This window comes from Pedobacter nyackensis, from assembly GCF_032678475.1.
GTDB classification, from domain to species: domain Bacteria; phylum Bacteroidota; class Bacteroidia; order Sphingobacteriales; family Sphingobacteriaceae; genus Pedobacter; species Pedobacter nyackensis_A.
The window spans coordinates 48,711-74,018 of sequence record NZ_JAVTSF010000009.1 but is presented as its reverse complement, the minus strand read 5'-3'; the positions used below and the strand labels follow the sequence as shown (position 1 = coordinate 74,018).

Annotated in this window: 25 protein-coding genes; 18 read left to right on the top strand and 7 right to left on the bottom strand. The window is 39.2% G+C overall.

What is annotated here, in order from left to right:
- The first annotated feature begins 44 nt into the window (after nucleotides 1-44).
- From R2Q84_RS23015 to R2Q84_RS22970, 10 genes are all read left to right on the top strand, one after another.
- On the top strand, nucleotides 45-623 hold the full coding sequence (locus tag R2Q84_RS23015) for an RNA polymerase sigma-70 factor (RefSeq protein ID WP_316818956.1): 579 nt from the start codon (nucleotides 45-47) through the stop codon (nucleotides 621-623).
- Between the two features lie 71 nt (nucleotides 624-694).
- Nucleotides 695-1,840 (top strand): FecR family protein, encoded by a 1,146-nt coding sequence (locus R2Q84_RS23010; RefSeq protein WP_316818955.1) that lies wholly within the window; start codon nucleotides 695-697, stop codon nucleotides 1,838-1,840.
- A gap of 162 nt (nucleotides 1,841-2,002) precedes the next feature.
- Complete coding sequence (locus tag R2Q84_RS23005; RefSeq protein ID WP_316818954.1) at nucleotides 2,003-5,596, top strand: SusC/RagA family TonB-linked outer membrane protein; 3,594 nt, start codon at nucleotides 2,003-2,005, stop codon at nucleotides 5,594-5,596.
- A gap of 39 nt (nucleotides 5,597-5,635) precedes the next feature.
- Nucleotides 5,636-7,018: a RagB/SusD family nutrient uptake outer membrane protein gene (locus R2Q84_RS23000; protein ID WP_316818953.1), complete on the top strand. Its 1,383-nt coding sequence runs from the start codon at nucleotides 5,636-5,638 to the stop codon at nucleotides 7,016-7,018.
- Between the two features lie 101 nt (nucleotides 7,019-7,119).
- Complete coding sequence (locus R2Q84_RS22995) at nucleotides 7,120-8,037, top strand: ABC transporter ATP-binding protein (RefSeq protein ID WP_316818952.1); 918 nt, start codon at nucleotides 7,120-7,122, stop codon at nucleotides 8,035-8,037.
- Nucleotides 8,038-8,053: 16 nt separating this feature from the next.
- The gene (locus R2Q84_RS22990) at nucleotides 8,054-10,366 is read left to right on the top strand and encodes a Gldg family protein (RefSeq protein WP_316818951.1); all 2,313 of its coding nucleotides are present in this window, start codon (nucleotides 8,054-8,056) and stop codon (nucleotides 10,364-10,366) included.
- Between the two features lie 172 nt (nucleotides 10,367-10,538).
- The gene (locus R2Q84_RS22985; RefSeq protein ID WP_316818950.1) at nucleotides 10,539-11,240 is read left to right on the top strand and encodes a DUF1080 domain-containing protein; all 702 of its coding nucleotides are present in this window, start codon (nucleotides 10,539-10,541) and stop codon (nucleotides 11,238-11,240) included.
- 73 nt (nucleotides 11,241-11,313) lie between these two features.
- The gene (locus R2Q84_RS22980) at nucleotides 11,314-11,448 is read left to right on the top strand and encodes an alanyl-tRNA synthetase (protein ID WP_316818949.1); all 135 of its coding nucleotides are present in this window, start codon (nucleotides 11,314-11,316) and stop codon (nucleotides 11,446-11,448) included.
- A gap of 107 nt (nucleotides 11,449-11,555) precedes the next feature.
- Complete coding sequence (locus R2Q84_RS22975; protein ID WP_301052267.1) at nucleotides 11,556-11,747, top strand: cold-shock protein; 192 nt, start codon at nucleotides 11,556-11,558, stop codon at nucleotides 11,745-11,747.
- A 145-nt stretch (nucleotides 11,748-11,892) separates the two neighbouring features.
- The gene (locus tag R2Q84_RS22970; protein WP_316818948.1) at nucleotides 11,893-12,615 is read left to right on the top strand and encodes a 3-ketoacyl-ACP reductase; all 723 of its coding nucleotides are present in this window, start codon (nucleotides 11,893-11,895) and stop codon (nucleotides 12,613-12,615) included.
- A 53-nt stretch (nucleotides 12,616-12,668) separates the two neighbouring features.
- Here the strand turns inward: R2Q84_RS22970 and R2Q84_RS22965 are convergent, their stop codons facing one another.
- Genes R2Q84_RS22965 through R2Q84_RS22945 form a run of 5 tightly spaced genes read right to left on the bottom strand, consistent with a single transcriptional unit; the run spans nucleotide 12,669 to nucleotide 17,056 of the window.
- Nucleotides 12,669-13,037 (bottom strand): YybH family protein, encoded by a 369-nt coding sequence (locus R2Q84_RS22965; protein ID WP_316818947.1) that lies wholly within the window; start codon nucleotides 13,035-13,037, stop codon nucleotides 12,669-12,671.
- Nucleotides 13,038-13,050: 13 nt separating this feature from the next.
- Nucleotides 13,051-14,121: a dipeptidase gene (locus R2Q84_RS22960; protein WP_316818946.1), complete on the bottom strand. Its 1,071-nt coding sequence runs from the start codon at nucleotides 14,119-14,121 to the stop codon at nucleotides 13,051-13,053.
- Nucleotides 14,122-14,139: 18 nt separating this feature from the next.
- Nucleotides 14,140-15,270 (bottom strand): D-TA family PLP-dependent enzyme, encoded by a 1,131-nt coding sequence (locus tag R2Q84_RS22955; protein WP_316818945.1) that lies wholly within the window; start codon nucleotides 15,268-15,270, stop codon nucleotides 14,140-14,142.
- Nucleotides 15,263-15,736, bottom strand: a complete 474-nt coding sequence (locus R2Q84_RS22950; RefSeq protein WP_316818944.1) for a RidA family protein — start codon at nucleotides 15,734-15,736, stop codon at nucleotides 15,263-15,265. The genes R2Q84_RS22955 and R2Q84_RS22950 overlap by 8 nt, the downstream gene beginning before the upstream one ends.
- A gap of 6 nt (nucleotides 15,737-15,742) precedes the next feature.
- Nucleotides 15,743-17,056, bottom strand: coding sequence for a gluconate:H+ symporter (locus R2Q84_RS22945; RefSeq protein WP_316818943.1), 1,314 nt, complete (start codon nucleotides 17,054-17,056; stop codon nucleotides 15,743-15,745).
- A gap of 411 nt (nucleotides 17,057-17,467) precedes the next feature.
- On the opposite strand from R2Q84_RS22945, the gene R2Q84_RS22940 reads away from it, so the two are divergent.
- A complete protein-coding gene (locus R2Q84_RS22940) occupies nucleotides 17,468-17,653 on the top strand; it encodes a YtxH domain-containing protein (protein WP_316818942.1) in 186 nt (61 codons plus the stop codon).
- On the opposite strand, the gene R2Q84_RS22935 is transcribed toward R2Q84_RS22940, so the two are convergent.
- A complete protein-coding gene (locus tag R2Q84_RS22935; RefSeq protein WP_316818941.1) occupies nucleotides 17,650-18,165 on the bottom strand; it encodes a biopolymer transporter ExbD in 516 nt (171 codons plus the stop codon). The two genes, R2Q84_RS22940 and R2Q84_RS22935, sit on opposite strands and share 4 nt — an antisense overlap.
- Before the next feature lie 107 nt (nucleotides 18,166-18,272).
- On the opposite strand from R2Q84_RS22935, the gene R2Q84_RS22930 reads away from it, so the two are divergent.
- The 6 genes from R2Q84_RS22930 (at nucleotide 18,273) to R2Q84_RS22905 (ending at nucleotide 21,892) form a co-directional block, all read left to right on the top strand.
- Complete coding sequence (locus tag R2Q84_RS22930; RefSeq protein ID WP_316818940.1) at nucleotides 18,273-18,965, top strand: NAD-dependent deacylase; 693 nt, start codon at nucleotides 18,273-18,275, stop codon at nucleotides 18,963-18,965.
- A 103-nt stretch (nucleotides 18,966-19,068) separates the two neighbouring features.
- Nucleotides 19,069-19,398 carry a metalloregulator ArsR/SmtB family transcription factor gene (locus tag R2Q84_RS22925; RefSeq protein ID WP_316818939.1) on the top strand — a complete coding sequence of 110 codons (330 nt, stop codon included), beginning with the start codon at nucleotides 19,069-19,071 and terminating at the stop codon, nucleotides 19,396-19,398.
- A 37-nt stretch (nucleotides 19,399-19,435) separates the two neighbouring features.
- A complete protein-coding gene (locus R2Q84_RS22920; protein WP_316818938.1) occupies nucleotides 19,436-20,011 on the top strand; it encodes a DUF6428 family protein in 576 nt (191 codons plus the stop codon).
- Between the two features lie 85 nt (nucleotides 20,012-20,096).
- Nucleotides 20,097-20,516 carry an arsenate reductase ArsC gene (locus R2Q84_RS22915; protein ID WP_316818937.1) on the top strand — a complete coding sequence of 140 codons (420 nt, stop codon included), beginning with the start codon at nucleotides 20,097-20,099 and terminating at the stop codon, nucleotides 20,514-20,516.
- 16 nt (nucleotides 20,517-20,532) lie between these two features.
- Nucleotides 20,533-21,600 carry an ACR3 family arsenite efflux transporter gene (arsB, locus tag R2Q84_RS22910; protein ID WP_316818936.1) on the top strand — a complete coding sequence of 356 codons (1,068 nt, stop codon included), beginning with the start codon at nucleotides 20,533-20,535 and terminating at the stop codon, nucleotides 21,598-21,600.
- 49 nt (nucleotides 21,601-21,649) lie between these two features.
- Nucleotides 21,650-21,892 (top strand): hypothetical protein, encoded by a 243-nt coding sequence (locus tag R2Q84_RS22905; RefSeq protein ID WP_316818935.1) that lies wholly within the window; start codon nucleotides 21,650-21,652, stop codon nucleotides 21,890-21,892.
- 176 nt (nucleotides 21,893-22,068) lie between these two features.
- On the opposite strand, the gene alaS is transcribed toward R2Q84_RS22905, so the two are convergent.
- A complete protein-coding gene (gene alaS / locus R2Q84_RS22900) occupies nucleotides 22,069-24,768 on the bottom strand; it encodes an alanine--tRNA ligase (RefSeq protein ID WP_316818934.1) in 2,700 nt (899 codons plus the stop codon).
- A 198-nt stretch (nucleotides 24,769-24,966) separates the two neighbouring features.
- On the opposite strand from alaS, the gene R2Q84_RS22895 reads away from it, so the two are divergent.
- A complete protein-coding gene (locus tag R2Q84_RS22895) occupies nucleotides 24,967-25,302 on the top strand; it encodes a MerR family transcriptional regulator (protein ID WP_316818933.1) in 336 nt (111 codons plus the stop codon).
- Nucleotides 25,303-25,308 lie beyond the last annotated feature (6 nt).

Below are 25,308 nucleotides of genomic sequence, written 5' to 3'. Positions count from 1 at the left end.
CACCTACGGTATAGAAATACTTAATTGTAAAAGCAATTTTACTTATGAATCTGTATAGTAAATTTCCTGATGCTGAATTAATCATACTTCTAAAACAGGATGACAGATATGCTTATGCAGAAATATTTAACAGATATAAGGCACCGCTGTATATTTTCGCTTACAAAAAGGTTGCTGACCGGGAGGAAGCAAAAGATCTGGTACATGAACTTTTCGTAAATACCTGGGAAAAACGGGCAGAAGCCAATATGCCTTCTGGGCTTGCCCCCTATCTGTTTGGCATGCTCAAAAACAGGATTCTTGATTTATTTAAACATAAAAAGGTAAGTCAGCGTTACCTGGATACTTTTCAATATTATTTAAACACAGACAATAACAATACTGATTATCTGGTAAGACATAATGAACTAAATGAGCTGATTGAAAAGGAAATTGCTGCTTTACCTGAAAAAATGCGTCGTGTATTTGAGCTGAGCCGGAAAACAAACCTTAGCCGCAAGGAAATTGCTGAAGAGCTGAACGTTTCCGAACAAACAGTAAAAAGCCATATGTTCCACGCGTTAAAGATTCTAAAGACAAGGTTTGGCGGCCTTGTAGTCTTTATCACTTTGTTTCATTCCTGATTTAAAAAAAATCACTTTTATTTAACCCTTGTCTACGCGCTGGTCGTTATGTATGTAATTGAGCAAATTATATGCAGCACATAGAAGCAAAAAAGCTATTTTCTAAATACCAAATGGGTCAGTGTACCCCGGAAGAACAAGCCATCGTAGAAAACTGGCTAACTTTTGGTGAGGTAACTCCTTTTAATCTCACTGACACTGAGCTTGCCGCAGACCTGGAAGATATCCAGATGAAAATACCTATGCTCAAGCCTAAAAAAAGAAAACTGTTGCCACTGGCGGCCACTGCAGCTTGCCTGGTATTATGCGGCAGTCTTTACCTCTACATCAGTAACAAAGGAAACGACAAACCATCCGGATTGATGCTTAGTAAAGCTCAAGATCTTGCTCCAGGAGGAAATAAAGCGACTTTAACACTTGCTGACGGACGAACTATTAACCTGAGTGATGCCAAAGAGGGCGAACTGGTTAAACAAGCAGGTGTTAATATTGTTAAAGCAGCAAATGGTCAATTGATTTATAATGCACTAAAAACAGGAACAGCATCCACAAGTTATAATATGGTATCTACCCCTCGTGGTGGACAATACCAGGTGGTACTGCCAGATGGTTCAAGAGCATGGCTAAATGCAGCTTCATCTTTAAAGTTTCCTGCCAGTTTTAAGAGTATGAAAACCAGAAAAGTGGAGCTTATCGGAGAGGCCTATTTTGAAATTGCAAAAGATAAAGATCATCCTTTTATTGTTGAAAGTAAGGACCAGGTTGTAGAAGTACTGGGTACACATTTTAATATCAGCAATTATGCCGGTGAGGAGACTTCTAAAACGACATTACTTGAAGGTGCTGTGCGTATTGCTGCTGTTTTAAACAGCAAAAACCCTTCATCTTTACGCCTTGCTCCTTCATCTATTCTGCAACCGGGTCAACAAGCTAAAATCAGCAAAGAAAATATAAAGATAGCGAATGTAGATGCAGAAGCAGATGTAGCCTGGAAAAATGGCTACTTCAAATTCACGGACAATCGTATTGAAGACATCATGCGGCAAGTTTCACGTTGGTACGACGTAGAAGTAAGCTATGAAGGTAAAGCTAATAATGACGTATACAGTGGCCGGATTTCCCGATTTAAAAATATAAGTCAGGTTTTAAAAATGATAGAATCTGCAGAATCAGTACACTTTAAAGTTGAAGGAAGGAGGATCACCGTTATACAATAAACATACACGACGTGATCTGATGTAAAAAAGTCAGGGACCGAATGCGAATCGGCACCTGACCTGAGTCCGGATCATTAAATATTATTACATATTATCAACAGCAAAAAGCCTGCTACATCGTCGAAAATGAATAGGCTTATGCATTAACCCAAACTAAAACAAATGTACAGTTTTTACAACAAAAAACTATGGGCACCGCCGCGTGCCGTAGCTAAACTATTGCTGATCATGAGGCTAACCACCGTTATACTTGTTACAGCCATTTTACAGGTAAGTGCCACTACCTATGCACAAAGAATAACCTTATCTGAAAAAAATGCTGCCCTGGTAAAAGTATTTGACAAAATCAGTCTGCAAAGCGGATATGATTTCTTCGTTTCAAAAGCATTGTTACAACAGTCTTTGCCGGTAAATATCAAAGTTACCAATGGCGATATTAAGACTGTACTGGATAAGCTGTTTGAAAACCAGCCATTGCAATATGTAATTGAAGACAAGTCTGTAAAGATCATTAAAAAAGAAGAGAGCTTGTTAAACAAAATCAGTCGTTTATTTACCGATATAGATGTAAAAGGCAGGATTACCGATGAAAAAGGTGAGCCAATGGCCGGTGCTACCATTCTTGTCAAAGGAAGTAAACGATCAGCCAGTACAAATAGCAATGGTGAGTTTACATTGAGTAAGGTAAACGAGAATGCCATTCTTCAAATCAGTTATATCGGCTACGCACAAACTGAAATAAAGGCTGCCCCAAACTTGGGAACTGTTGCGTTAAAACCATCAGAAACCAATTTGGATGGTGTTGAGGTAATGGTAAATACAGGGTATTATCAAATCCCTAAGGAAAGAGCTACAGGATCTTTTACCGTGGTAGATAAAGAACTGTTTAATAGAACAACGGGTACCAATGTACTGCAAAGGCTAGAGGGTATAACCAGTGGTGTTCAGTTTTTAGCACCAGGCACCAATGATCCTAAAAATATACGTGTACGTGGCGTATCTACTTTAAACTCCAACAAAAGACCATTGATAGTTATAGACAATTTCCCTTATGAAGGAAACTATTCCAGTCTGTTTAATGGTAGCTCTGATCTGGATATGGACCGGGATGTAGACTTAAGTTTCCTGAATCCGAATGATGTTGAAAGCATTACTGTATTAAAAGATGCCGCTGCTGCTTCTATATGGGGTGCCCGTGCAGGCAACGGGGTAATTGTAATTACCACGAAGCAAGGCCGCTATAACCAAAAAGCCCAGGTTTCTTTTAATTACAACACTACTATTGGTGACAAACCGAATCTGTTGTACAACAGAAATCGCTTACCAAGTGAAGCTGTAATGGCCATCGAAAAAGAAAAATTCGACCGCAAAGGCTTCTATAGTGAGACCGCTACAGACAAAGGAGTATTGCCGGAATATGTAGAATTGCTGATCAAAAAAAGGGACGGAAAGATTAGTGAGGCAGATTTTCTTGCCCGTGAAGCCCTGATGAAAAATACAGAAATAAGAAATGAAGTTTTGAAATACCTTTATCAGCCTACTATTAACCAGCAGTATGCATTTAATACTTCTGGGGGTGGCGCTGCGTACAGGTATTATGCATCTGTAGGTTACGACAAAAACCGTGGTATGCAAAAGGGCAATGACAACGACCGTTTGACCTTAAACCTTCAAAACACATTTAGTCCGGCTAAAGGATTAGACATTACTGCAGGTATCATATATAGTCAATCGAGCAACCGCAACAATGGCTTAAGTCTGACTGATCTGAGTGCCGGAAATTTTGGTATCTCTCCTTATATCCGTTTGGCTGATGAGCAGGGAAATCCTTTATCTGTACTTAAAGATTTTCGTCAGCCTTATAAAGATGAATCTCTGGCTGCTGGCTTACTGGACTGGAACTACAGGCCATTGGATGAGTTGAATATGAATGATGTAGCCGGAAAGCAGAAAGAACTGAAAATAAATACAGGCGTTAAATACAGTTTCTTAAAGCACTTTAGCGTAGAGGCGCAATACCAGCATACTTCGGGCGACAATTCTATGCTCACTAATTACAATAAGGATAGTTACTATGTACGTAACTTAGTAAATAGACTCACACAAGCCGATGGAACCAGGATACTTCCTTATGGTGCCATACAGGTTGGTCGTAAAACTGACCAAACTACCAGTAACACCGGGCGTGCACAGTTAAATTATAACCAGAACTTTGGATCTGACCACAGCATCACCGCATTGGCAGGAACAGAGATTCGCGAAATTGTCAGAAAAAATACACCAGGCTATTACATCTATAATTTTAATAAAGATATTCTGGAAGGTGAGTCTTTATATGATTATGTTAAAAGATACCCAACCCGCCCTTCAGGTACCTTAGCCATACCAAGCGCATTTCCAATAGATTTGAATGAGTACACAGACCGTTATCTATCCTACTTTGCCAATGCCAGCTACACTTATTTAGGCCGTTATATCCTTTCTGGCTCGATTCGTTGGGATGGTTCTAACCTTTATGGGGTAAAAACCAATCAAAAAGGTACACCGCTATGGTCATTAGGCGGTAACTGGAATATCAGCCAGGAAAAATTCTATCATAGTGAGCTGATTCCGTACTTACGTTTAAGAACTACTTATGGTAGCAGTGGTAATACCAATCAGTCGGTAAGTACCTTCCCTACTATCCGTTACAATACCGGCACAGAAAATAAACTACCAAACGGTACTATTGTCAGTGCAGGAAACCCTTCGCTACGTTGGGAACGCGTGAACACTCTTAATACCGGGGTAGATTTTGCGAGTAAAAATGACCGCATCAGCGGTTCATTAGATTACTATGTTAAGAATGCCGAAGATCTGATTGGTGAAGATTTTCTTGCACCAAGTACTGGTATCATCACCGGGGGAACTGCACTGGCTACAAACAAAGTTAATTACGCGAAAATCCGCACCAAAGGATTTGATATACAATTGAATTCCAGAAACATAACAGGAGATTTCAACTGGCAGAGCACTGTACTTTTAAACTACGTGACCAATAAAGTTACCGATGTGTATATCAACCCGGTATCAGCAATAACCAACTTCATCAGAGAAGTGCCGGCACAGGTAGTTGGTAAAAGCTATGATGTTCTGTATGCTACACCTTGGTATGGCCTTGATCCGAACACTGGTCTCCCACTCATGTATGCCAATGGAAATTTAACTACCAATTATGCAACTTTTTATAATAGTCTGAACAAAGATAATTTGGTTGACGCCGGATTAAGTGTTCCTACCTTTTTTGGTTCATTGAGAAACGATTTCAGTTACAAGCAAATTACACTTTCAGGATTGATTACCTGGAAAAGCAATTACAAATTCCGTCGTTCCTCGATCTCATCAGGTGCGGAGTTTAGTCTGGGAACTTACAATATGGACTATTTTAACCGTTGGCAACAACCTGGCGATGAAGCAAAAACCAATGTTCCTGCCAGATTGGATACGGCACCACAGTATGCAGCTACTTTATACAACTATTCAGAAACATTGTTAACCAGTGGTGACCACATCAGGCTACAGGACATTGCGTTAAGCTATACCTTAACTGCCAAACAATTGGGCATACCGGCTATACAAAGCGTTAAACTATATGCTAATGCAAGAAACCTGGGAATTATCTGGCGCGCCAATAAATACAAGATAGATCCGGATTACGCAAATGCTGAATATGTAGCTCCAAAAACTTACGCGTTCGGTATACAGGTAGGTTTTTAGACAAAATAAACAGAATAATTAACGATTCATTTTATGATAATGAACAGAAAAAAATATATCTACATCTTCCTTTCAGTTTTTTTACTGAGTGGATGTGGCAAAGAATTCCTTGAAAAAAAACGTGATAGCAAACAGGTTATCCCTAAGGATATCAAAGACTACCAGGCCATGCTGGATGCTTATAAAGTAATTAATCAAAATGGATCTGCAAACCTGGGCATGGTTGGTGGAGACGAATATTCTGTAACAGATGCGGTTATGACTACCTATAAGGGATTTTACCCTTACGAAGCCAATGGTTATATCTGGGCCAAAGAAGTATTTGAGACAAAAGAATCGACTGACTGGAATAATGCCTATCAACGCATTCTTTACGCCAATCTGATGCTGGAAGTGGAAAAAATAAAGCCAAGTCCTGCAGAACAGGAAAGCTGGAACAATGTAAAAGGTGGAGCTTTGTTTGTAAGGGCATTTAGCTATTATCAACTGGCACAGTTATTTTGCAAACCTTATGATGCGGATAAAGCCAGCTCAGATTTAGGTGTGCCTTTGAAACTAAGTTATGATGTAACTGAAAAGGTTAACCGCGGCACGGTTGCTGGTGTATACAAACAAATTTTAACAGATCTGGAAACAGCTTACCCTTTGGTGGCAGATCAGCCCATTAATAATTTCCGACCTGGAAAAGCTGCTGTCGCTGCGCTTCTGGCCCGTACTTTCCTGCAAATGGGAAACTATGAACGCGCTGGGTATTACGCCGATCAGGGGTTAAAATATAGAGCTCAGCTGATAGATTTCAGACCTATGACAATACCAGCTCTTGGTGAACTTTTCCCTTCTGATTACGGAGTTTCTAACCCAGAAATTCTATTCTTTGTCGGAAACGCAATCCGTCCAATCACTCCCTATATAGGCTTCAATGCCGATCCGGAATTGCTGTCGCTATATGATGCAGATGACATTCGTTTAAAAGCTTATTTTTCGGAAACAGCTGATAAACGTAAAGCCTTCAGAGCTTCTTATGGTGGTTTGTTGCTTAATTTTAACGGGTTGACTACGGCTGAACTTTGGTTAATGCGTGCAGAAACAAGGGCAAGAGCTGGTCAGAAACAGCTGGCATTGGATGACCTTAACCAGTTGCGCAAACATCGCTATATTGCGTTAGGCTATCAGGATGTAACCGCTGCTACAGCAGATGATGCCCTTGCCCTTATTGTAAAAGAACGCCGTAAAGAATTTGTTTACAGAGGCATAAGATGGGAGGATCTACGCAGGTTTAACAAAGAGCCTCGTTTTGCAAAAACAATTAAGCATACTTCGTATGGAAAGGAATATGAGTTGCCTCCAAATGATCCACGTTACGTATGGCCTCTTCCAGATAACGAGATTGAGCTGAGCGGACTAGAACAAAATCCAAGATAATAAAGCTTAAAACACACAATGATTAAGCATCCCGCGTTCACATTTTTTTGTGCACGAAGGGATGCTTATAACCAAATAATCAAGCCTAAAAGGGAACAAAAATGTCAGAGAACATTGTTAAAATTGAGAATTTATCGCACAGATATAGTAAAGCCTGGGCTATAAAAGACATCAATATTGAAATCAACAGAAAGGGAATATTGGGCTTACTAGGCTCAAATGGCGCGGGAAAATCCACAACCATGAATATTCTCTGCGGCGTACTCAACCAAACATCTGGTACTGTACTTATTGGAGGAATAGATATTCGTAAAAATCCAAAAGAAGCTAAAAAGCAGATAGGGTTTCTTCCGCAAAACCCACCACTTCACCTTGAGTTAACCGTGGATGAGTATCTAATCCACTGTGCGCATCTCAGACTTATTGATAAAAAAGATATCCGTAGAGCCGTTGATGCTGCAAAGGAACGCTGTGGAGTTTCACACTTCAGCAACCGTCTGCTCCGTAACCTTTCAGGTGGATACAGACAACGGGTAGGCATTGCGCAAGCAATTATTCACAAACCACAGTTAGTGGTGTTGGATGAACCGACGAACGGTCTTGACCCTAACCAAATCATCGAAGTAAGAGGTCTGATCAAAGAAATTGCTAGTGAAAGAGCAGTTATCTTCTCAACACATATATTAAGTGAAGTTCAGGTATTGTGCCAGGACATCAAAATGATAGAAAAAGGACAAGTCGTGTTCTCGGATACGATGGAAGCCTTTAACAATTATATTGAACCCAGCGGTGTGTTGATGTGGATGAACAACGCACCTTCAAAAGAAGAACTGGCGGCCATTCCGGGGGTAACCAGTGTAGAATTCCTGACCGATAAACAAGTACGCCTACACATCAATACCACACCCGACATCTGTCAACGGATCATTGAGATCAGCGTAAACAAAGGCTGGCAATTGAGAGAGATTAACCTTGAAAAAAGCTCTCTGGACGACATTTTTAAACAGTTATCATCTTAATATAAGAACAGAATTCATGAGAGTTATTTTAAGAATAGCCAGATTAGAACTGGCATCACTTTTCTTTTCACCTATTGCCTGGCTCGTACTGGTGGTGTTTGCCGTTCAGTTTGGTCTGCAATTTACTGGTAAAATGGATATGTATGTATCTTACAAAATGCTGGGTTATCCAACATTTAATCTTTCCGACTATATATTTACAAACGGGCAGTCAGGCGGGCTTTTCCTTACCGTTCAATCACAACTGTACCTTTTTGTACCACTATTGACGATGGGCGTACTGAGCCGGGAGATCAGCAGTGGATCCATCAAACTCCTTCTATCCTCGCCCATTAAAGTGAGTGAAATTGTATTGGGTAAGTTTCTGGGTATAATGGGCTACGGATTAATGCTCATCTTTATTTTACTATTATTTGTCGTTACCGCATCATTCAACATTGATTCTTTCGAGATGAGCTGGATGCTGACCAGCATACTCGGCATATATCTTTTATTTAGTGCTTATGCAGCTATAGGTCTGTTTTTGTCGAGCCTTACTTCTTATCAGGTTGTCGCTGCGATCAGCACCCTCGCAGTACTTACCTTCCTGCATTTCATTGGGGGAATATGGCAGGATGTTGATTTCCTAAGACACATCACTTATTTTTTGTCAGTTACCGGTAAAGCTGACAGTATGATTTACGGTTTGATCAGAAGTAAGGATATCATCTACTTTATTGTTGTCATCTCGTTGTTCCTTGGTTTAACCATGTTAAAACTACAGGCGGGCAGGGAATCACGCTCTGCAAGTTTACAGCTTGGCCGTTATCTTTTATTAATTTGTTCTTGTCTGCTAATTGGTTATATCAGCGCACTACCTTCATTTACAGGATATATTGATACGACTTCGCAAAACAACCGTACGTTAACGGACAATAGTCGCGAAGTATTAAAAAAGATTGATGCCCCCTTAACCATCACTACCTATGTAAACCTGATGGATAAAGACCATAATATTGGTTTACCGAAACAGCGTAATAACGACCTTGCACGTTTTGAACAATACCAACGGTTCTTACCACACGGATTGAACATGGAGTATGTTTATTATTATGATACTTGCGACAACTCTTCATTGTTTAATACAAAGATCAACGCAGGCCTGAGTTTAAAAGCAGTTGCGGAAAATGTGGTGAAATCTGAGAAACTGGATTTAGACGACTTCCTTTCCCCTGCAGAAATCCGTAAAGTGATAGATCTTTCTTCGGAAGGGAATAAATTTGTAAGGCGTTTACAGGTTGGAGATCAGTCTACTTACCTGCGTTTATATAATGACTTTTTCAAACACCCGGGGGAGGAAAACATTACCGCAGCGATTAAACGTTTCACCACTGCCCCACCTAAAATTGTATTCATTACCGGTAATAACGAACGTAGTATTGAGGAAGCCAACGATAGAGGTTACCAGCAATCTACCACTGAAAAATCTGCCCGCAGCGCACTGATTAACAATGGCTTTGATGCAGCAAGTATTTCTCTAAAAGATCAGGAAATCCCTAAAGGTATCGCAGCATTGGTACTTGCCGATCCGCGTTCAAGCCTTTCGGTTATTGAAGTGGAGAAAATTAATAACTACATTGCCAATGGTGGAAATATGCTTATCCTGGGTAAGCTTGACAAACAAGAATTTCTTAAACCGGTGCTTGAGCCATTGGGTGTAGGCTTTTTAAATGGCATGGTTGTGCAAAGCAATACCGATGTTTCGGCTGACTTATCTTTCGCCAGCTTTAGTACCAATGCTGGATTGCTGGGCAAAGAATATGAGAAATTTAATGGAGATACAACTTTTAAAGTAGTGATGTCAGGCGCAGGTGCTTTGACATATAAACCTACTGGAGATTTTAAAACTGTCCCCCTATTGGTTACCAACCCACGTATTGCCTGGTTAAAGGCCAAAACATTCAATAGTGATTCTCTTCAGTTGAGATTTAAACCTGAAGAGGGTGATCAACGTATGGTTATTCCTACTGCACTCGCTTTAACGCGTAAAAAAGGGGAACACGAACAAAAGATTGCTGTCATTTCAGATGCTGATTTTATCAGTAACCTGGAGATCAATACTTTTAGGAAAGTAGGCGGTAAAGGAAATACAAATTTTTACAACGGATTGTTCAAATGGTTTAGTGATGGGGAATTCCCGATAAGCGCTGTAAAGCCGGAGCCGATTGACAATGTGATCAATATGGAATCTACAGGTGTAAAAGTGCTTAAGGCAGTTTATCTTTATTTACTACCAGGACTATTGTTGTTTGGTGGTATGGGATTACTTTACATCAGAAGAAGGAAATAGTTCTTTCTATAAATAAAGCGGGGAACGATCATACCGACCTTTCCCCGCTCATCTAAATTAACGCTCTCAAATATATAGACGTGTAAATGCATAGAATATTGTATTGGAACAAAAATTTCTTTGCTTAATTTTCTACTTTAATCTTTAGTAAGGTAATGTTATATTTAGCCTTATGAAACCAAAAAAAACCTGCAGACTATTAATCGCATTATTGTGCCTAAGCAGTACAATATCCTTTGCACAGACAAAAAACTTATTTAACGGAAAAGATTTAACAGGGTGGCATAGTGATGTCCCTGATAAAGACAAAGACGCTAATATCAGGCCATCTTTTATTGTAAGAAATGGTTTACTGGTAAGTATGGGGACTCCGGGCGGACACCTCATTACTGATGACACCTACCAGAATTACAGGATTGAAGTACAATATCGTTTTTCTGATAAACCGGGTAACTGTGGTATATTGGTACATGCATCAACACCAAGGGCGCTTTATGGAATGTTCCCAAAATCAATAGAAGTACAGATGATGAACCAAAATGCGGGTGACTTCTGGTGTATTGAGGAGGACATTACTGTTCCGGACATGGAAACCAGACGCGGACCTAAGGAAAACTGGGGTGTGAATGGCGATAAACTACGTAGAATCAAAAAACTGACTAGCTATACCTTGGAAAATCCTGTGGGTGAGTGGAACAAGATGGTGGTAGAATGCGTAGACAATAATGTAAAAGTATGGGTTAACGACAAACTGGCTAATTACGGAACTAATTGCACAGCCAAAAGCGGACAAATTGCCTTGCAAGCTGAAGGGTCTGAAGTTGAGTTTAAAAAAGTTGTTCTTAAACCAATAAAAAAACTGAGCAAAGACTAATTCCTATTATTTATCGTTGTTGTAAATGTAAAATCCTTTTATTTTTTGTTTCTAAATCAAGTACTTTTGCAGCATGAATACCGAATCTACACCCGAAAAAAAAGCAGCTGCACTAAAATGGCTGAAAAAAGTTGGCGTTTGGGGATTTTTATTTTTCCTGGTAAAGGGGCTTGTATGGCTTGCTGTGGGGTATTGGGTGATTAAATAAGCGCCTCTTACCTTGCTATTTAGTTTAAACAACAGGGAGAAACACAAATAATATTTTGATTTTCAATAAATTACATTACCTTTGTTACATATTTAAATAATAATATAATGCAACAAGGAACAGTAAAATTTTTCAATGAAACAAAAGGTTTTGGATTTATCATACCAGCTAATGGTGATGCCGAAATTTTTGTTCATTCTTCAGGCTTAATTGATAGCATTCGTGAGAATGATTCTGTAAGCTATGACATCGAGCAAGGTAAAAAAGGCTTGAACGCAATTAATGTTAAGATTAGCTAATCAAAATATTTATAAATTGTTAAAAACATCCACCCTAACAGGTGGATGTTTTTTTTTGACCCTCCTATTGCATACCGTTGTGTAATTTTGCGGCAGAAAGCTATTTCTTTATATATAGCTTCGTTATACTAATACATTTATACATATGGAAACTATAAATCATAAAACAGCTTTAATTACAGGTGCAGGTAAAGGTCTGGGTAAAGCCGTCGCACTTGCATTAGCAGCCGAAGGCGTAAACCTGGCATTAGTGGCCAGAACTACAGGCGATCTGGTGAAGGTGGCAGAACAGGCTAAACAAATTAATCCGGCCATTAAAGTAGTGTACGCAACTGCTGACGTATCTAAAATCGAAGAAGTTAATACAGCATGTGCTAAAATTTCCGCTGAAATAGGTCAGATCGATATTCTGATTAACAATGCAGGTACCGGTAAATTCGGCAAGTTCCTTGATCTTGAAGTTGATGAGTGGGAGAATATGGTAAAAACAAACCTGTTTGGTCCCTATTACTTCATCAAACAGATATTACCTCAAATGCTGGAACGTAAAAGCGGTGATATCGTGAATGTTGCTTCAACCGCAGGACTAAAAGGCGCTCCTTTAACAAGTGCTTACAGTGCATCTAAATTTGGGTTGATCGGCATGTCGGAATCACTAATGCAGGAAGCAAGAAAATCTAATATCCGTGTATTTACGCTTACTCCAAGTACTATTGCAACAGATCTTGCAATTGACAATAAACTTACGGATGGCAATCCGGATACAACTTTGCAACCAGAAGATTTCGCGGAATTGTTAGTAGCACATTTAAAATTGCCAGCCAGAGCATTGGTTAAAGATGTGAGCCTTTGGTCAACAAACCCGTAAAAAAATAAACTAAGCGTTCGTCATCCTGAGTTTAGCTCAGGATGACGATAGCATCAATTCAGCGAAACGTAAAGTTCATTTTGTGTTAACCACTTCCCCTTTACTTTACGCCACATAGCGGCGTAATTACCGTGGTACTTATCATTTTTATAATTCCAGGTTCCACTTTCCCAGGCAGTGTCACCAGTATGACTAATAGTAATAGTGTCAGGAATACGTTCAAACAATGGACTGCTATTGGAAAACATGTATGTCCAATCAGCCGCAATTTGTGCTTTACCTATGGTGCAACTGCCATCACCAGCAATCTGCACAAAATCTTTCATCCAGTGTTTTGAGACCCCTGCAACGTCTTTTTTTGCTATACAGCTATTGGAATCAAGTCTTGCTTGTTTAATTAATAAAGTATCTGTTGAATCCATTACACTAATATTGTTATCTCCATGCTTTTCTCAGAAAACGAAGCCAGTTACCATGCATCAGATTTTCAACATCAGCATCTGAATACCCTCGTTTTTTAAACAAGGTAGGGATTTTCTGAAGATCTGCAATAGTTTCCAGGTCATAAGGACATTGTTCTTTACCAAAAGCACCATCTAAATCTGAGCCTATTCCAACATGAAGGGTATTTCCCGCAATCTGGCAAATATGATCGATATGGTCAACCATAACTTCCAGACTACAGTTCATATCTTTAGGAGTGGATTTACCACGAACCCAGTTTGGCACCATCATCCATGCATCCAAAGCCCCACCTATTACAGCATCTCTATCTATAAGTGCTTTAATTTGCTCATCACTAAATTGACGGTTATGATTTACCAATGCCCTACAATTGTTATGAGAAGCCCATACATGTCCATTAAAATGATCTAATGCTTCCCAGAAACTATCATCGCACAAATGCGTAGCATCGAGAATGATATTGAATCGCTCCATTTCCTTTAACAACTCATGCCCTTTTGGCCCCATAAGGCCGGTCGCATCAGTACCCTGCGCATACCTTCCCGGACCATAATGTGCTGGTCCTATTGCCCGCAATCCGTTGCGATAGGCTTTTTCCAGATGTCCAATACCTACTATTGAATCCGCACCTTCCAGACTTAAAATATAGCCAATGGGCTTTTTGGCATCAGTGGTATCGGCTGTCCATAAATCAATGTGCTTGTCCAGGCTTTCCAGATTGTTAATCTGTACCATCTCTCCTTTCTCTTCCATTGCCTGGTACCAGGCCAACTGTCCTTGTGTTTGGGCCCAGGCCTGTTCAGGCGAGTGCCATCCTGGCAAATTATTTCCGGGTGCTACAAAACGGGCAATCTGTGTAGCCACTACTAATCCTATTTTTCCATTTCTTAGTTCCGGCAAGGAAACTACCGCCTTAGCCCGATCTGGTTTATCTGTTAAGCCTTCTTCACGCTCATTAATGGAAGCAACCGGTAAAGTCAAATCCCTGTTCCATTCCAATGCATTCATGCTTAAATCTAAATGGGCATCTATTGTAAACATATCTTATACATTGATTTCTTAGATACTGATTTTCCTTTTTCTTGAAGTGATTTCCCAGTTTCCGTTAATTTTATGTTGATGCACGGTAGTAGCAACATCATATAAAGCTACAGTAGGACAAATATGAATAGGTAGACCATACAAAACATCGCCGAGTTTAAATCCATGTCCCTTTGGCATTTCCAGCACAAGATGTTCTTCACTCTGTCCGATTATTTTTGCTTCAGGCGCATTAATAAACGAGACTCTTTTGCTCAATTCATTTTCTGCCGCAACAGACTTATGTCCCAGATCAACAGTTACTTTAGTTTCACCAGGCAAAGAGATTATTCTACTTACTAAAACTGCCGCTACAAAATATTTTTGCTCTGCGCAGGCATGCAGATAGCCATTATCCCATAAAATAAAAGTACCAGGGCTACATTCTATATACTCCTGAGCCGCGTAAAAAGGAAAAGTTGGTGTACCCCCTGCAACAATAACCGGTGCAGGTAGTCCACAACCAAAAATCTTGTCGTTGAACCGTTGAATAGAATTCCAGGCTACCTGCCACTTTTCCCTCCGCTCTGCAAGTGTACCATGGATATGACCATCATAACCATGAAGTCCGAGTACATGGATCCCAACAATAGCGTTCATTTCCTGATAAAGCGCAAGTGCTTTATCATCAGGTAATATACCAGTCCTGTTCATTCCCAGATTAATATCAAGGAATACATTGATTTTAATACCAGCTTTCACAGCAGCCAGAGAAAGTGCTTTCAACGCATCAGCATTATCAACCAAACAAGAGAACTTTGTTAACGGAAAAGTATCAACCAACGTAATGTATCTCCATATTTTAGGGCCTACAGGCTGATAAGACAACAGAACATCTGCAGCACCACATGTCCCAAGCATCTCTGCCTCAGCTATTGTAGCACACTTAAACTTAGTTATACCGGCATTGATCATTAACCGGCAAACTTCTGCACTCTTATGTGTTTTTACATGTGGTCGCAACCGATCAACCGAATCAATACTGTTTTTTAGTAGCTCTATATTGGCTAAAATCCGATCTGTATAGAAAACCAAAGCGGGAGATTCCAGCTCATTTACCCCATCTATTTCGTACCAGGTTTGTTCAACCGGTATACCAAAGCTAGTCATGGAGTTCAAACAAGGCTTCAATTTCCACTGGAATATTATCAGGCAAGGAGCCAAAGCCTACTGCACTACGGGTACCGATTCCATTTTCTTCACCCCAAACCGCGGCAAAAAGCTCACTGCATCCGTTGATTACAAAAGGATGTTTTTCAAAATCAGGTGTACAGTTCACCATACCCAATACCTTAATTACGCGTTTTACCCGGTTCAGGCTTCCCAGGTTTGTCTTTATTGTGGAAAGCATGGTTAAGCCCACTTGTCTTGCTGCATGCTTACCTCCTTCCTTATCAAATTCAATACCTATACGTCCGATAATTAAGCTTTTATCGTCATTAACCGGACCATGTCCAGATAAATAAAGGTATTTACCATCAATTACATAAGGTTTGTAAACACCTAACGGTGTTGGTGCCGGGGGCAATGTTAATCCCAATTGATCAAATTGCTTATCTGCATTAAAAATTTCCATATCTATTTAAATAAGTTGATTTAATAAAAGTACACCTGCCAACCCCACAATTCCGACAATAGATTCCATAGCTGCCCATGATTTAAATGTATCCTTCATGTTTAAATTAAAATACTCTTTAAACATCCAGAAACCCGCGTCATTTACGTGTGAGAACATCAAACTACCTGCGCCAACAGCCAAAACCATCAGGTTTGGGTTTACCTGCGCAGATACCATTAAAGGTAAGATAATTCCAGCAGTTGTTAATCCTGCTACGGTTGCTGATCCAACACAAAAACGAATAATTGCAGCAATTAACCAACCTAAAAACAGTGGTTGCATATCCCAATCCTTTAAAAGCATAGCAATCTGGCCATTCACACCACTATCTACCAATACTTGCTTAAGTGCACCAGAACCACCAATAATTAGTAAAATCAAGGCTACATCCTTAATCGCCTCCGCATATATGTTCATGATTTCAGGCATTTTTTTACCCTGAAAAATACCGAGTGTAAAAGTTGAAATAATGAGCGCCACCAACATAACTATAGTGGGACTTCCCGCAAAAGCAAAGAAGCGTGCTGTTGCTGTATCCTGATTTTCGGAAAGTGTAAATACTGTAGCGCCAATCAGTAACAATACAGGTAATAACGCAGTGAAGAAACTGTTAAACGCGCCAGGCAGCTCAGCTTCAGATTTATCCGCTGACACGAAGGTTGTTAATGGCGCCGATGGAATATTTTTTAGCATTCTTGAAAAAATTGGCCCGCCGATGATGATCGCTGGTACCGCCACAATTAAACCGTACAATAGCGTTAAACCCATATTCGCATTAAACTGTATGACCAGGGCCGATGGAGATGGATGCGGGGGTAAAAAGCCGTGTGTAACGGATAAAGCTGCGAGCATAGGCAAACCAATATAAATAGCAGGAAGCTTGTATTTATATACGATGGAAAAAATTAGCGGTATCATGAGCACAAACCCAATCCCATAAAACAAGGGAATTCCAATCAAAAAACCAGTGGCAACAACTCCCCATTGAATATATTTCTCTCCGCATAACTGCATCATGGACGATGCGATTCTTTGTGCAGCACCACTTTGGGCGACTAGCTTCCCCATCATTGCACCTACAGTTAAAATGACCACTAATGAACCCAGCACATCACCTATCCCCTTTTCAACCGAGGCTGCAACTTTGTTTAATGGAATCCCAAGCAGTATACCTGCCAGTATAGATACAACAAGGAAAGAAATAAATGCATTGATCCGAAAGGCCGAAACCAATATGATCAATAAGAGAATACAGGATAAAACTATAATAATAGTCATATATACCTAGGTTTAATGTTAACATAAACTTTATGAACATACAAGAAAGTCTTTGGATTAATCCGGAACGTTCCCGGACAATGCTCCAAAAAAGTGGAAAAGGGAATTAAAGAAAAACCCATAGGGTTATCCTGTGCTTTTAAAGAAAAACTAAAAAGCATAATAATCCCGAAAAAAATTGAGGAGAAGAGAGACTTATTCATTATAATCTGTTTGCGACTACAAATTATAAAAAAATACCACTTATAAAAAGTAATTATAAAATATTTTCTTTTAGTTATTCTGAATCATACGTATTTCAACTAATTGACTTTCAAAAAGATTCCGTAAATCCACTCAAAAAAACAGCACATGAGGTATTTTAAAACTTAAATATGATTAAGTTGTTTAACTTATACTAATTGAAAAGAAATGGGACTATTTAAAACAGCATTAATAGGCGCCGCCGTTTACGGCGCCTTTAAATATCTTACAAAAAAAGATATTAGTGGTCGTTCAATGGTAGACGACATTAAGGATAAAGCTCCGGAATGGATGGAGAAAGTAAAAAATGTTAAAAATGAGTTCCAGGCAGGGCTGGAACGTCAGCGACATTAAAGCAAATTCTGCTTTTTCATAAAATCCAGTTCCTCTTTAGTAATATGGTCATCGTCAATAGCAGGCGCGGCTGTAGTTTCTGCTACTTTTAACTCATCCATAATATCTACAAAATTCTTGTAGTTGGCACCAGAAGTAGGTTTAATGATAACAAAAAGTGATTTATTGGGGTTATCTGGATTTGCGGCCTGTACTTTAAGTTTATTTGCCATAATGGATTCTCTTATCCTGTCAAATTCTTCTATTACAGGCTGACTCTTTCCAACTTCCCCCATATACCAGGCTACTTTATTATTTTTACCCAATAAAATAGTCATGGAACGGGATGCCGGAACAGGCTCCTGAACTTCGTCTATTGGTTCATCTGGCTTGGTAACATCCATTGCTACCGGTTTAGACAATGAAGTGGTGAGCATGAAAAAAGTAATCAGCAAAAATGCCAGATCAACCATTGCAGTTAAATCAACTTTAGGTACTGCTCTTCGGTTTCGGGAAACGCTTAACTCGGCCATAATCTTTTTGTTTTAGGTTTGCTAGATGATGCGGCATATCTGTATTTTCCATAAAAACTTATTAGTCTTTTCTATATTCGTATTCTTGATCTAAGCTATAAAATGAAATGAACAACATCGTCATATTAACAGGTGCCGGCATTAGTGCGGAGAGTGGAATTAAAACATTCAGAGATTCCGACGGACTATGGGAAAACTATCGTATAGAAGATGTAGCAACTCCGGAAGCCTGGGAACGCAACCCCCGGTTGGTCCAGCAATTTTACAATGAACGTCGTAAATCGGTACTGGAAGCGCAACCTAATGAAGCTCATAAGGCATTGGTAAAACTGCAGGATCGATATAATGTTCAGATCATCACGCAAAACATAGACGACTTACATGAACGTGCAGGCTCAAAAAATGTATTACACTTACATGGAATAATCACACGGTCACAATCAGATATTGATTCGGCTATAACCTACCCTATTGAAGGATGGGAACTTAGTTTTAATGATTTATGTGTTTATGGCAAACCATTAAGACCACACGTAGTCTGGTTCGGAGAGGCAGTCCCTAATATGGATCCAGCAATACGGCTCTGCAAAAAAGCCGACATACTTATTGTAATAGGCACTAGCTTACAAGTCTACCCTGCTGCTGGCTTAACCCAATATACTCCAAATCATGCCTTAAAATACATCGTAGATTTAAATATACCTTATATAGCTGGTGGAAATCAGATAAAAAAGATTGAACAACCGGCAACAACCGGCGTTCCAATGCTGGTTGACGAACTGTTAAAGCGATCTGTTTAATATTCTTCAAGAACAGCTTTATAATCATGTAATTAATTTGTCAGATCGCATTTAACATTTTTGATTTTAAAAAATAACATCGTAATATTGCGATACAAAAACTATGGGACTCACTAAAACCGAAATATTTACAACTGAGCAAAACCAGCTGGCCCAATTGCTAAAAGCTATGGCACATCCTGCAAGGATAGCCATACTAGAGCAAATTATTTCTGCAAACGCCTGCATTTGCGGCGATCTGGTGGAAGAACTTGGGCTTGCACAGGCAACGATCTCTCAGCATCTAAAAGAGCTTAAAAACGCCGGAATTATCCAGGGAACTATCGAAGGCGTTAGTGTATGTTATTGTATTAACCCGGCCACCTGGCGACTATTGGAAAACCAGATTGGCGCTTTCTTTAAATTATATAAAGGTCCGGCAAATTGCTGTTAACCTTTTTTTAACCACATCAATCGTAAAATTGCAATATATGAATACTCAAGAATTAACAACATGGCAGACCTTTAAAGCCAGTTTAGAACAAAATCCAACGCTCACCCTACAATTTCAATATGCTCCAGACAAATGGGTTGACGCCTCCTATCATATCACGGAGATAAAACAAGCACCCATCGTTTCAGTAGATTGTGGTGGTGTCGTGAATTCCTGGACAGAAATCATAGTGCAACTATGGGAGCCAGAGATTAAGGATAGCGAAAGGGCTATGCAAGTTAACAAGGCATTATCAATTGTAAAACTGGTTGAAAAATCACTACCACTAAATCCATTGGGCATTGTTAAAATTGAATTTGGCAATTCTCAGTTTGATACCAGGCAAATGTATCCCGCTGCATTTGAAATATCAGGTGAGAACCTTGTAGTAAACCTAATACCGGATGCTACACAATGTAAAGCCATTAATCGTGGTGGTAGTTGTGGCACAACACCTGAAGGAGACGAATGTTGCACACCTGCAAAAGAGACCTATATTGAAAAACCAAAAATTCAACTGCAAAACCTCATTGTTGACGGACAAACCTGCACACCTGGTTCTGGCTGTTGTTAATCCAACAGGCATTTGGAAACAAACAATTCAAATAAATGCATCATGATTTTAATAGCATCAACATCAAAAATCAACTTATAAAAGGATGAAAAAAATACTGGTATTGTGTACGGGCAACAGTTGCCGCAGTCAACTGGCAGAAGGATTTTTAAAATACTTTGCCGGCAATAAGGCAGAGATTTATAGCGCAGGGATCGAAACCCATGGTGTAAACCCCAAAGCCGTTGCCACCATGGCTGAAATTGGGATCGATATTTCTGATCACACTTCAAATAACGTAAATGAATATACAGCGATTGATTTCGATTACGTGATTACAGTATGTGACAACGCTAAAGAAAATTGCCCTTATTTCCCTACTGAGGCACAAAAATTTCATTATGACTTTCCAGATCCGGCAAAGGCAACTGGTAGAGAAAAAGAAATTAAAGCTGAATTTGCAAGGGTAAGAGATATGATCAGTTCCTATTGCGCCAATTTTGTAGAGCATAATTTGAATAATTAAAAGACCGTAGTATTAAATGTCGACAACCAATTGTGCTCCTGTAGCAAATCGAAAGCAGCTAAACTTCATTGACCGTTATTTAACTTTATGGATTTTCATGGCAATGGCAGTGGGAATAAGTATTGGTCATTTCATCCCCTCCTCGGCAGACTTTATAAATTCCTTTTCAAGCGGAACGACCAATATCCCACTGGCTATTGGCTTGATTCTGATGATGTATCCTCCACTTGTTAAGGTAAAATATGAAAATATGCGCAGTGTCTTTAAAGATACCAGGGTACTGACTGTTTCATTGATACTTAATTGGATAATTGGTCCTCTATTGATGTTTTTTCTGGCAATTACTTTTTTAAGAGATTATCCTGAATACATGGTAGGTCTGATTCTTATCGGCCTGGCCAGATGCATTGCAATGGTAGTTGTATGGAATGAACTTGCGGATGGGAACCGGGAATATGCCGCAGGACTAATAGCATTAAACAGTATTTTCCAGGTATTACTGTATAGCGTATTCGCTTATATCTTTATAACTATCCTACCCCCCTTTTTCGGAGTAAAAGGACTTGAAGTAAATATCACCATCCTTGAAATTGCAAAAAGTGTAGGAATCTACCTTGGAATTCCGTTTGTAATGGGGATAGTAAGCAGGTACGGACTGATAAAACTAAAAGGGAAGGTCTGGCTTCAAGACAAATTTATCCCTGCGATCTCCCCTCTCACGCTTGTTGCATTATTATTTACTATTGTAATTATGTTTAGCCTTAAGGGAGAACTGATTGTACAAATCCCAATGGATGTTGTCAGGATCGCTATACCCTTAACTATCTATTTCTCTATCATGTTTGTAGTCAGTTTTTTTGCTGGAAAATATTTTGGGGCCGACTATTCAAAAAGTACATCAATAGCTTTTACAGCTACAGGAAATAACTTCGAGCTGGCTATTGCCGTAGCTATTGGTGTTTTCGGCATCAATAGCGGTCAGGCATTTGCTGGGGTGATCGGCCCGCTGGTTGAAGTTCCTGCTTTAATCGCCTTGGTTAACCTCGCTTTTTGGTTTAGAAAGAAGTATTTCTTAAGTAGATAGTTGATCCCATAAATTGTTTGTAGCTTTGTAATCACATTAAAAAACCCTCATGGCAGTATTACATAGAAAAGAAGAGAAAATTGAAGTTGTGCTTAGTAAACTTCCAAAAGATTACACTGATAAGCAATTCGTGGATATGTTTATACAATTGTACTCTAAAGATTGGGGAAAGATTAAAGCAAATTACATCAAACAGTCTCAGGATAAAGAACCCGGCACGATTATCACCATGCCAAAACCAGAAGTCTATTTAAAAAACATCCTTAAAGTATATCTTGAAAATTCAAAATAAAGCGTAGCCAGATTACAACAAGGAATAAGTTATTACAACAAAAAGTCCCATTATGATGCATAATGGGACTTTTTGTTGTATACAAATCATGTACATACGCCATGCTTTGAAAATAAAATATGCCTTCTACGAAGCGGCCTTAGGCGCTAAAGATGCCAGACGCTGAATAGAATGGCTTATTTTATCAATGTTTCAGCTTTAGCCAGTACCGCCGTTAAACCATCCTTGTTCTTTCCACCTGCAGTTGCATAAAATGGTTGTCCACCACCACCACCTTGAATATCCTTAGCAAGTTCACGTACAATTTTTGAAGCATTCAGTCCTTTATCTTTTACCAGATTTTCTGAAAGCATAACTGTTATACCCGGTTTGTCGTCAATTAAAGTAGTAAATACAAGGAACAGATCATCAACCAGATCCTTTACTGCAAAAGCCAGATTTTTAACAGCATCCGCATTAGGCAGCTCTACATGAGTGGCAATCAAATTAACGCCATTAATGGTTTTAAGATGGTGTACTATTTCATGTTTTAGGTTTGCAGACTGCTCCAACACCGCCTTCTCAGCGTCTTTTTTCAATTTGTTATTTTCGTCAATCAAGGCCGCAACTGCCGATGTCAAATCTTTATTTCCTTTTAACAAGGCACGTAACTCATTCAGTTCCCTGTTCTGATCTAAAACAAAAGCTTCCGCTTTATCGGCAGTAATCGCTTCAATACGTCTTACACCTGCAGCAACTGCACTTTCAGAAATGATCTTAAAGTAGCCAATCTGACCAGTTGCTTTCACGTGGGTACCACCGCAAAGTTCTTTAGAGTAATGATCATCAAAAGTAATGACACGTACGAGATCGCCATACTTCTCACCAAATAAAGCAGTTACCCCACTTGATATCGCCTGATCATACGGCACATATCGCTGTTCTTTAAGTGGAATATTTTCTCTGACCTTTTGGTTTACCAGGTGCTCTATTTGGGCCAGTTCATCATCAGTAACCTTGGCAAAATGAGAAAAGTCGAAACGCAAATAATCCGGATTCACCAATGATCCTTTTTGATTTACATGACTCCCAAGCACCTTTTTTAACGCTGCATGTAATAAGTGGGTAGCACTATGATTATCCTGGGAAAGCAAACGCTTTTGCTCATCAATAACAGCCCAGAAATGCCCTTCAAGATCTTCCGGCAAATTATCAGTATAATGCACGATTACCCCATTTTCTTTCTTAGTATCCGTAATTTCCACAAAAAACAGGCGACTATGATCTTCCAGGCGCCCCGTATCTCCTACCTGTCCACCACTTTCAGCATAGAATGGTGTTTTGCTTAACACGATCTGATACTGTTCTTTGCCTTTTGCAATTACTTTTCTGTATTTGATAATCTGAGTTTCTGCTTCAAAATCATCGTAACCTACAAACTCAACCTCCAGATCAGGATTTACCAGCACCCAGTCACCAGTATCAACTGCAGTAGCAGCACGCGAACGTTCTTTTTGCTTCAGTAGTTCTTTCTGATAGCCTTCCATATCAACCATCCAGCGTTGCTCCCGAGCCATTAATTCTGTAAGGTCTATTGGAAACCCATAAGTATCCTGTAGTTCAAAAGCAAACTCACCAGATATAACCATCTGGTCTTTAAGTATACTATATACCCATTGATCGTCAAAAGGTTTTTCAAGTTCGATAGCATTTTCAGCCATCAACAATTCGCCTTGCTTTTTAGTATAATTATCAAATCGTTGGATACCTGTAGCTAAAGTTCTTAAGAAGGATATTTCCTCTTCTAATACCACCTTTTGTACAAAATCCTGTTGTAAAGAAAGTTCATCAAAAACACCTTTAAACTGGTTTGCCAAAACAGGAACCAGTTCATTTAAAAACGGATCTTTTAAATTAAGGAAGGTATAAGCATAGCGTACAGCACGACGTAAAATACGACGAATAACATATCCCGCTTTATTATTTGAAGGCAATTGTCCATCGGCTATAACGAAAGAGATTGCACGAATATGATCTGCCATCACACGCATGGCGATATCTGTTTTTTCTTCTGTCCCGTATTGAATTCCTGCTTTAGCAGCAATAAACTGAATCAAAGGTTGAAAAACATCTGTATCGTAATTTGAAGATTTACCTTGCAATACACGTACAAGACGTTCAAAACCCATCCCGGTATCAACATGCTGAGCTGGCAGTGACTGTAATGAACCATCTTTTAGACGGTTGAACTGCATAAATACATTATTCCAGATCTCAATTACCTGAGGATGGTCGGCATTTACCAGTGTTTTACCTTCAACAGCTTTTCTTTCATCGTCAGGGCGACAATCTACATGGATTTCAGAACATGGTCCACATGGCCCCATATCTCCCATTTCCCAGAAATTATCCTTCTTATTACCTAATATGATCCGTTCTTCCGGAACATACTGCTTCCAAAGGTCGTAGGCCTCTGTATCTCTTGGCAAACCTTCTTTTTCATCTCCCTCAAAAATGGATACATATAATTTATCCTTCGGAATTTTATAAACGTCAGTAAGCAACTCCCAGCTCCATGCAATAGCTTCTTTCTTAAAATAATCACCAAAACTCCAATTGCCTAACATTTCAAACATCGTATGGTGATAAGTATCGATTCCCACCTCCTCTAAATCGTTATGCTTACCCGAAACACGAAGACAACGCTGGGTATCTGTAACCCTTGGATACTTTATAGGCGCCTCTCCTAAAAACAAATCTTTAAACTGGTTCATTCCTGCATTGGTAAACATCAATGTGGGATCATTTTTAACTACAATTGGTGCAGATGCAACGATATGGTGTTGCTTCGATTCGAAAAATTTTAAGTACGCCTGTCTGATTTCCTTAGCTGTCATCCTTCTCTAGATTTATTTTGAGCAAAATTAGCATATTATTATATTATTTAAAGTGAATGTTCCGTTAAAAAGGATCGCACTCTAACTTTATTCAAAAATGAAATATTTTTCAGTTCTACCATTGATACTTGCGGAAGTTTTCCTAAGTTTGAATACTTCAAATAAAAGCTGTAAACAACTAATAATCAATACAAAAATATGCCTTACAAAGAAAGGGAAATAAATAAAATGTATTACACCATGGGGGAAGTAACGGAGATGTTTGGTGTAAACGCATCACAAATCCGTTTTTATGAAAAGGAATTTGATGTACTGCAACCTAAAAAAAACAAAAAAGGAAATAGGTTATTTACCCCTGAGGACATTGATAATTTAAAAATCATCTTCCACCTGGTGGATGACAAAGGCTTCACTTTAAAAGGCGCCAAAGAACACTTAAAGAACAATAGTGGTGAGGTAAAAGAAAACCAAAAGATCATTGCTTCATTAGAAAAACTAAAAGACTTCTTATTAAAACTAAACGAAGGAATTTAATTTAGT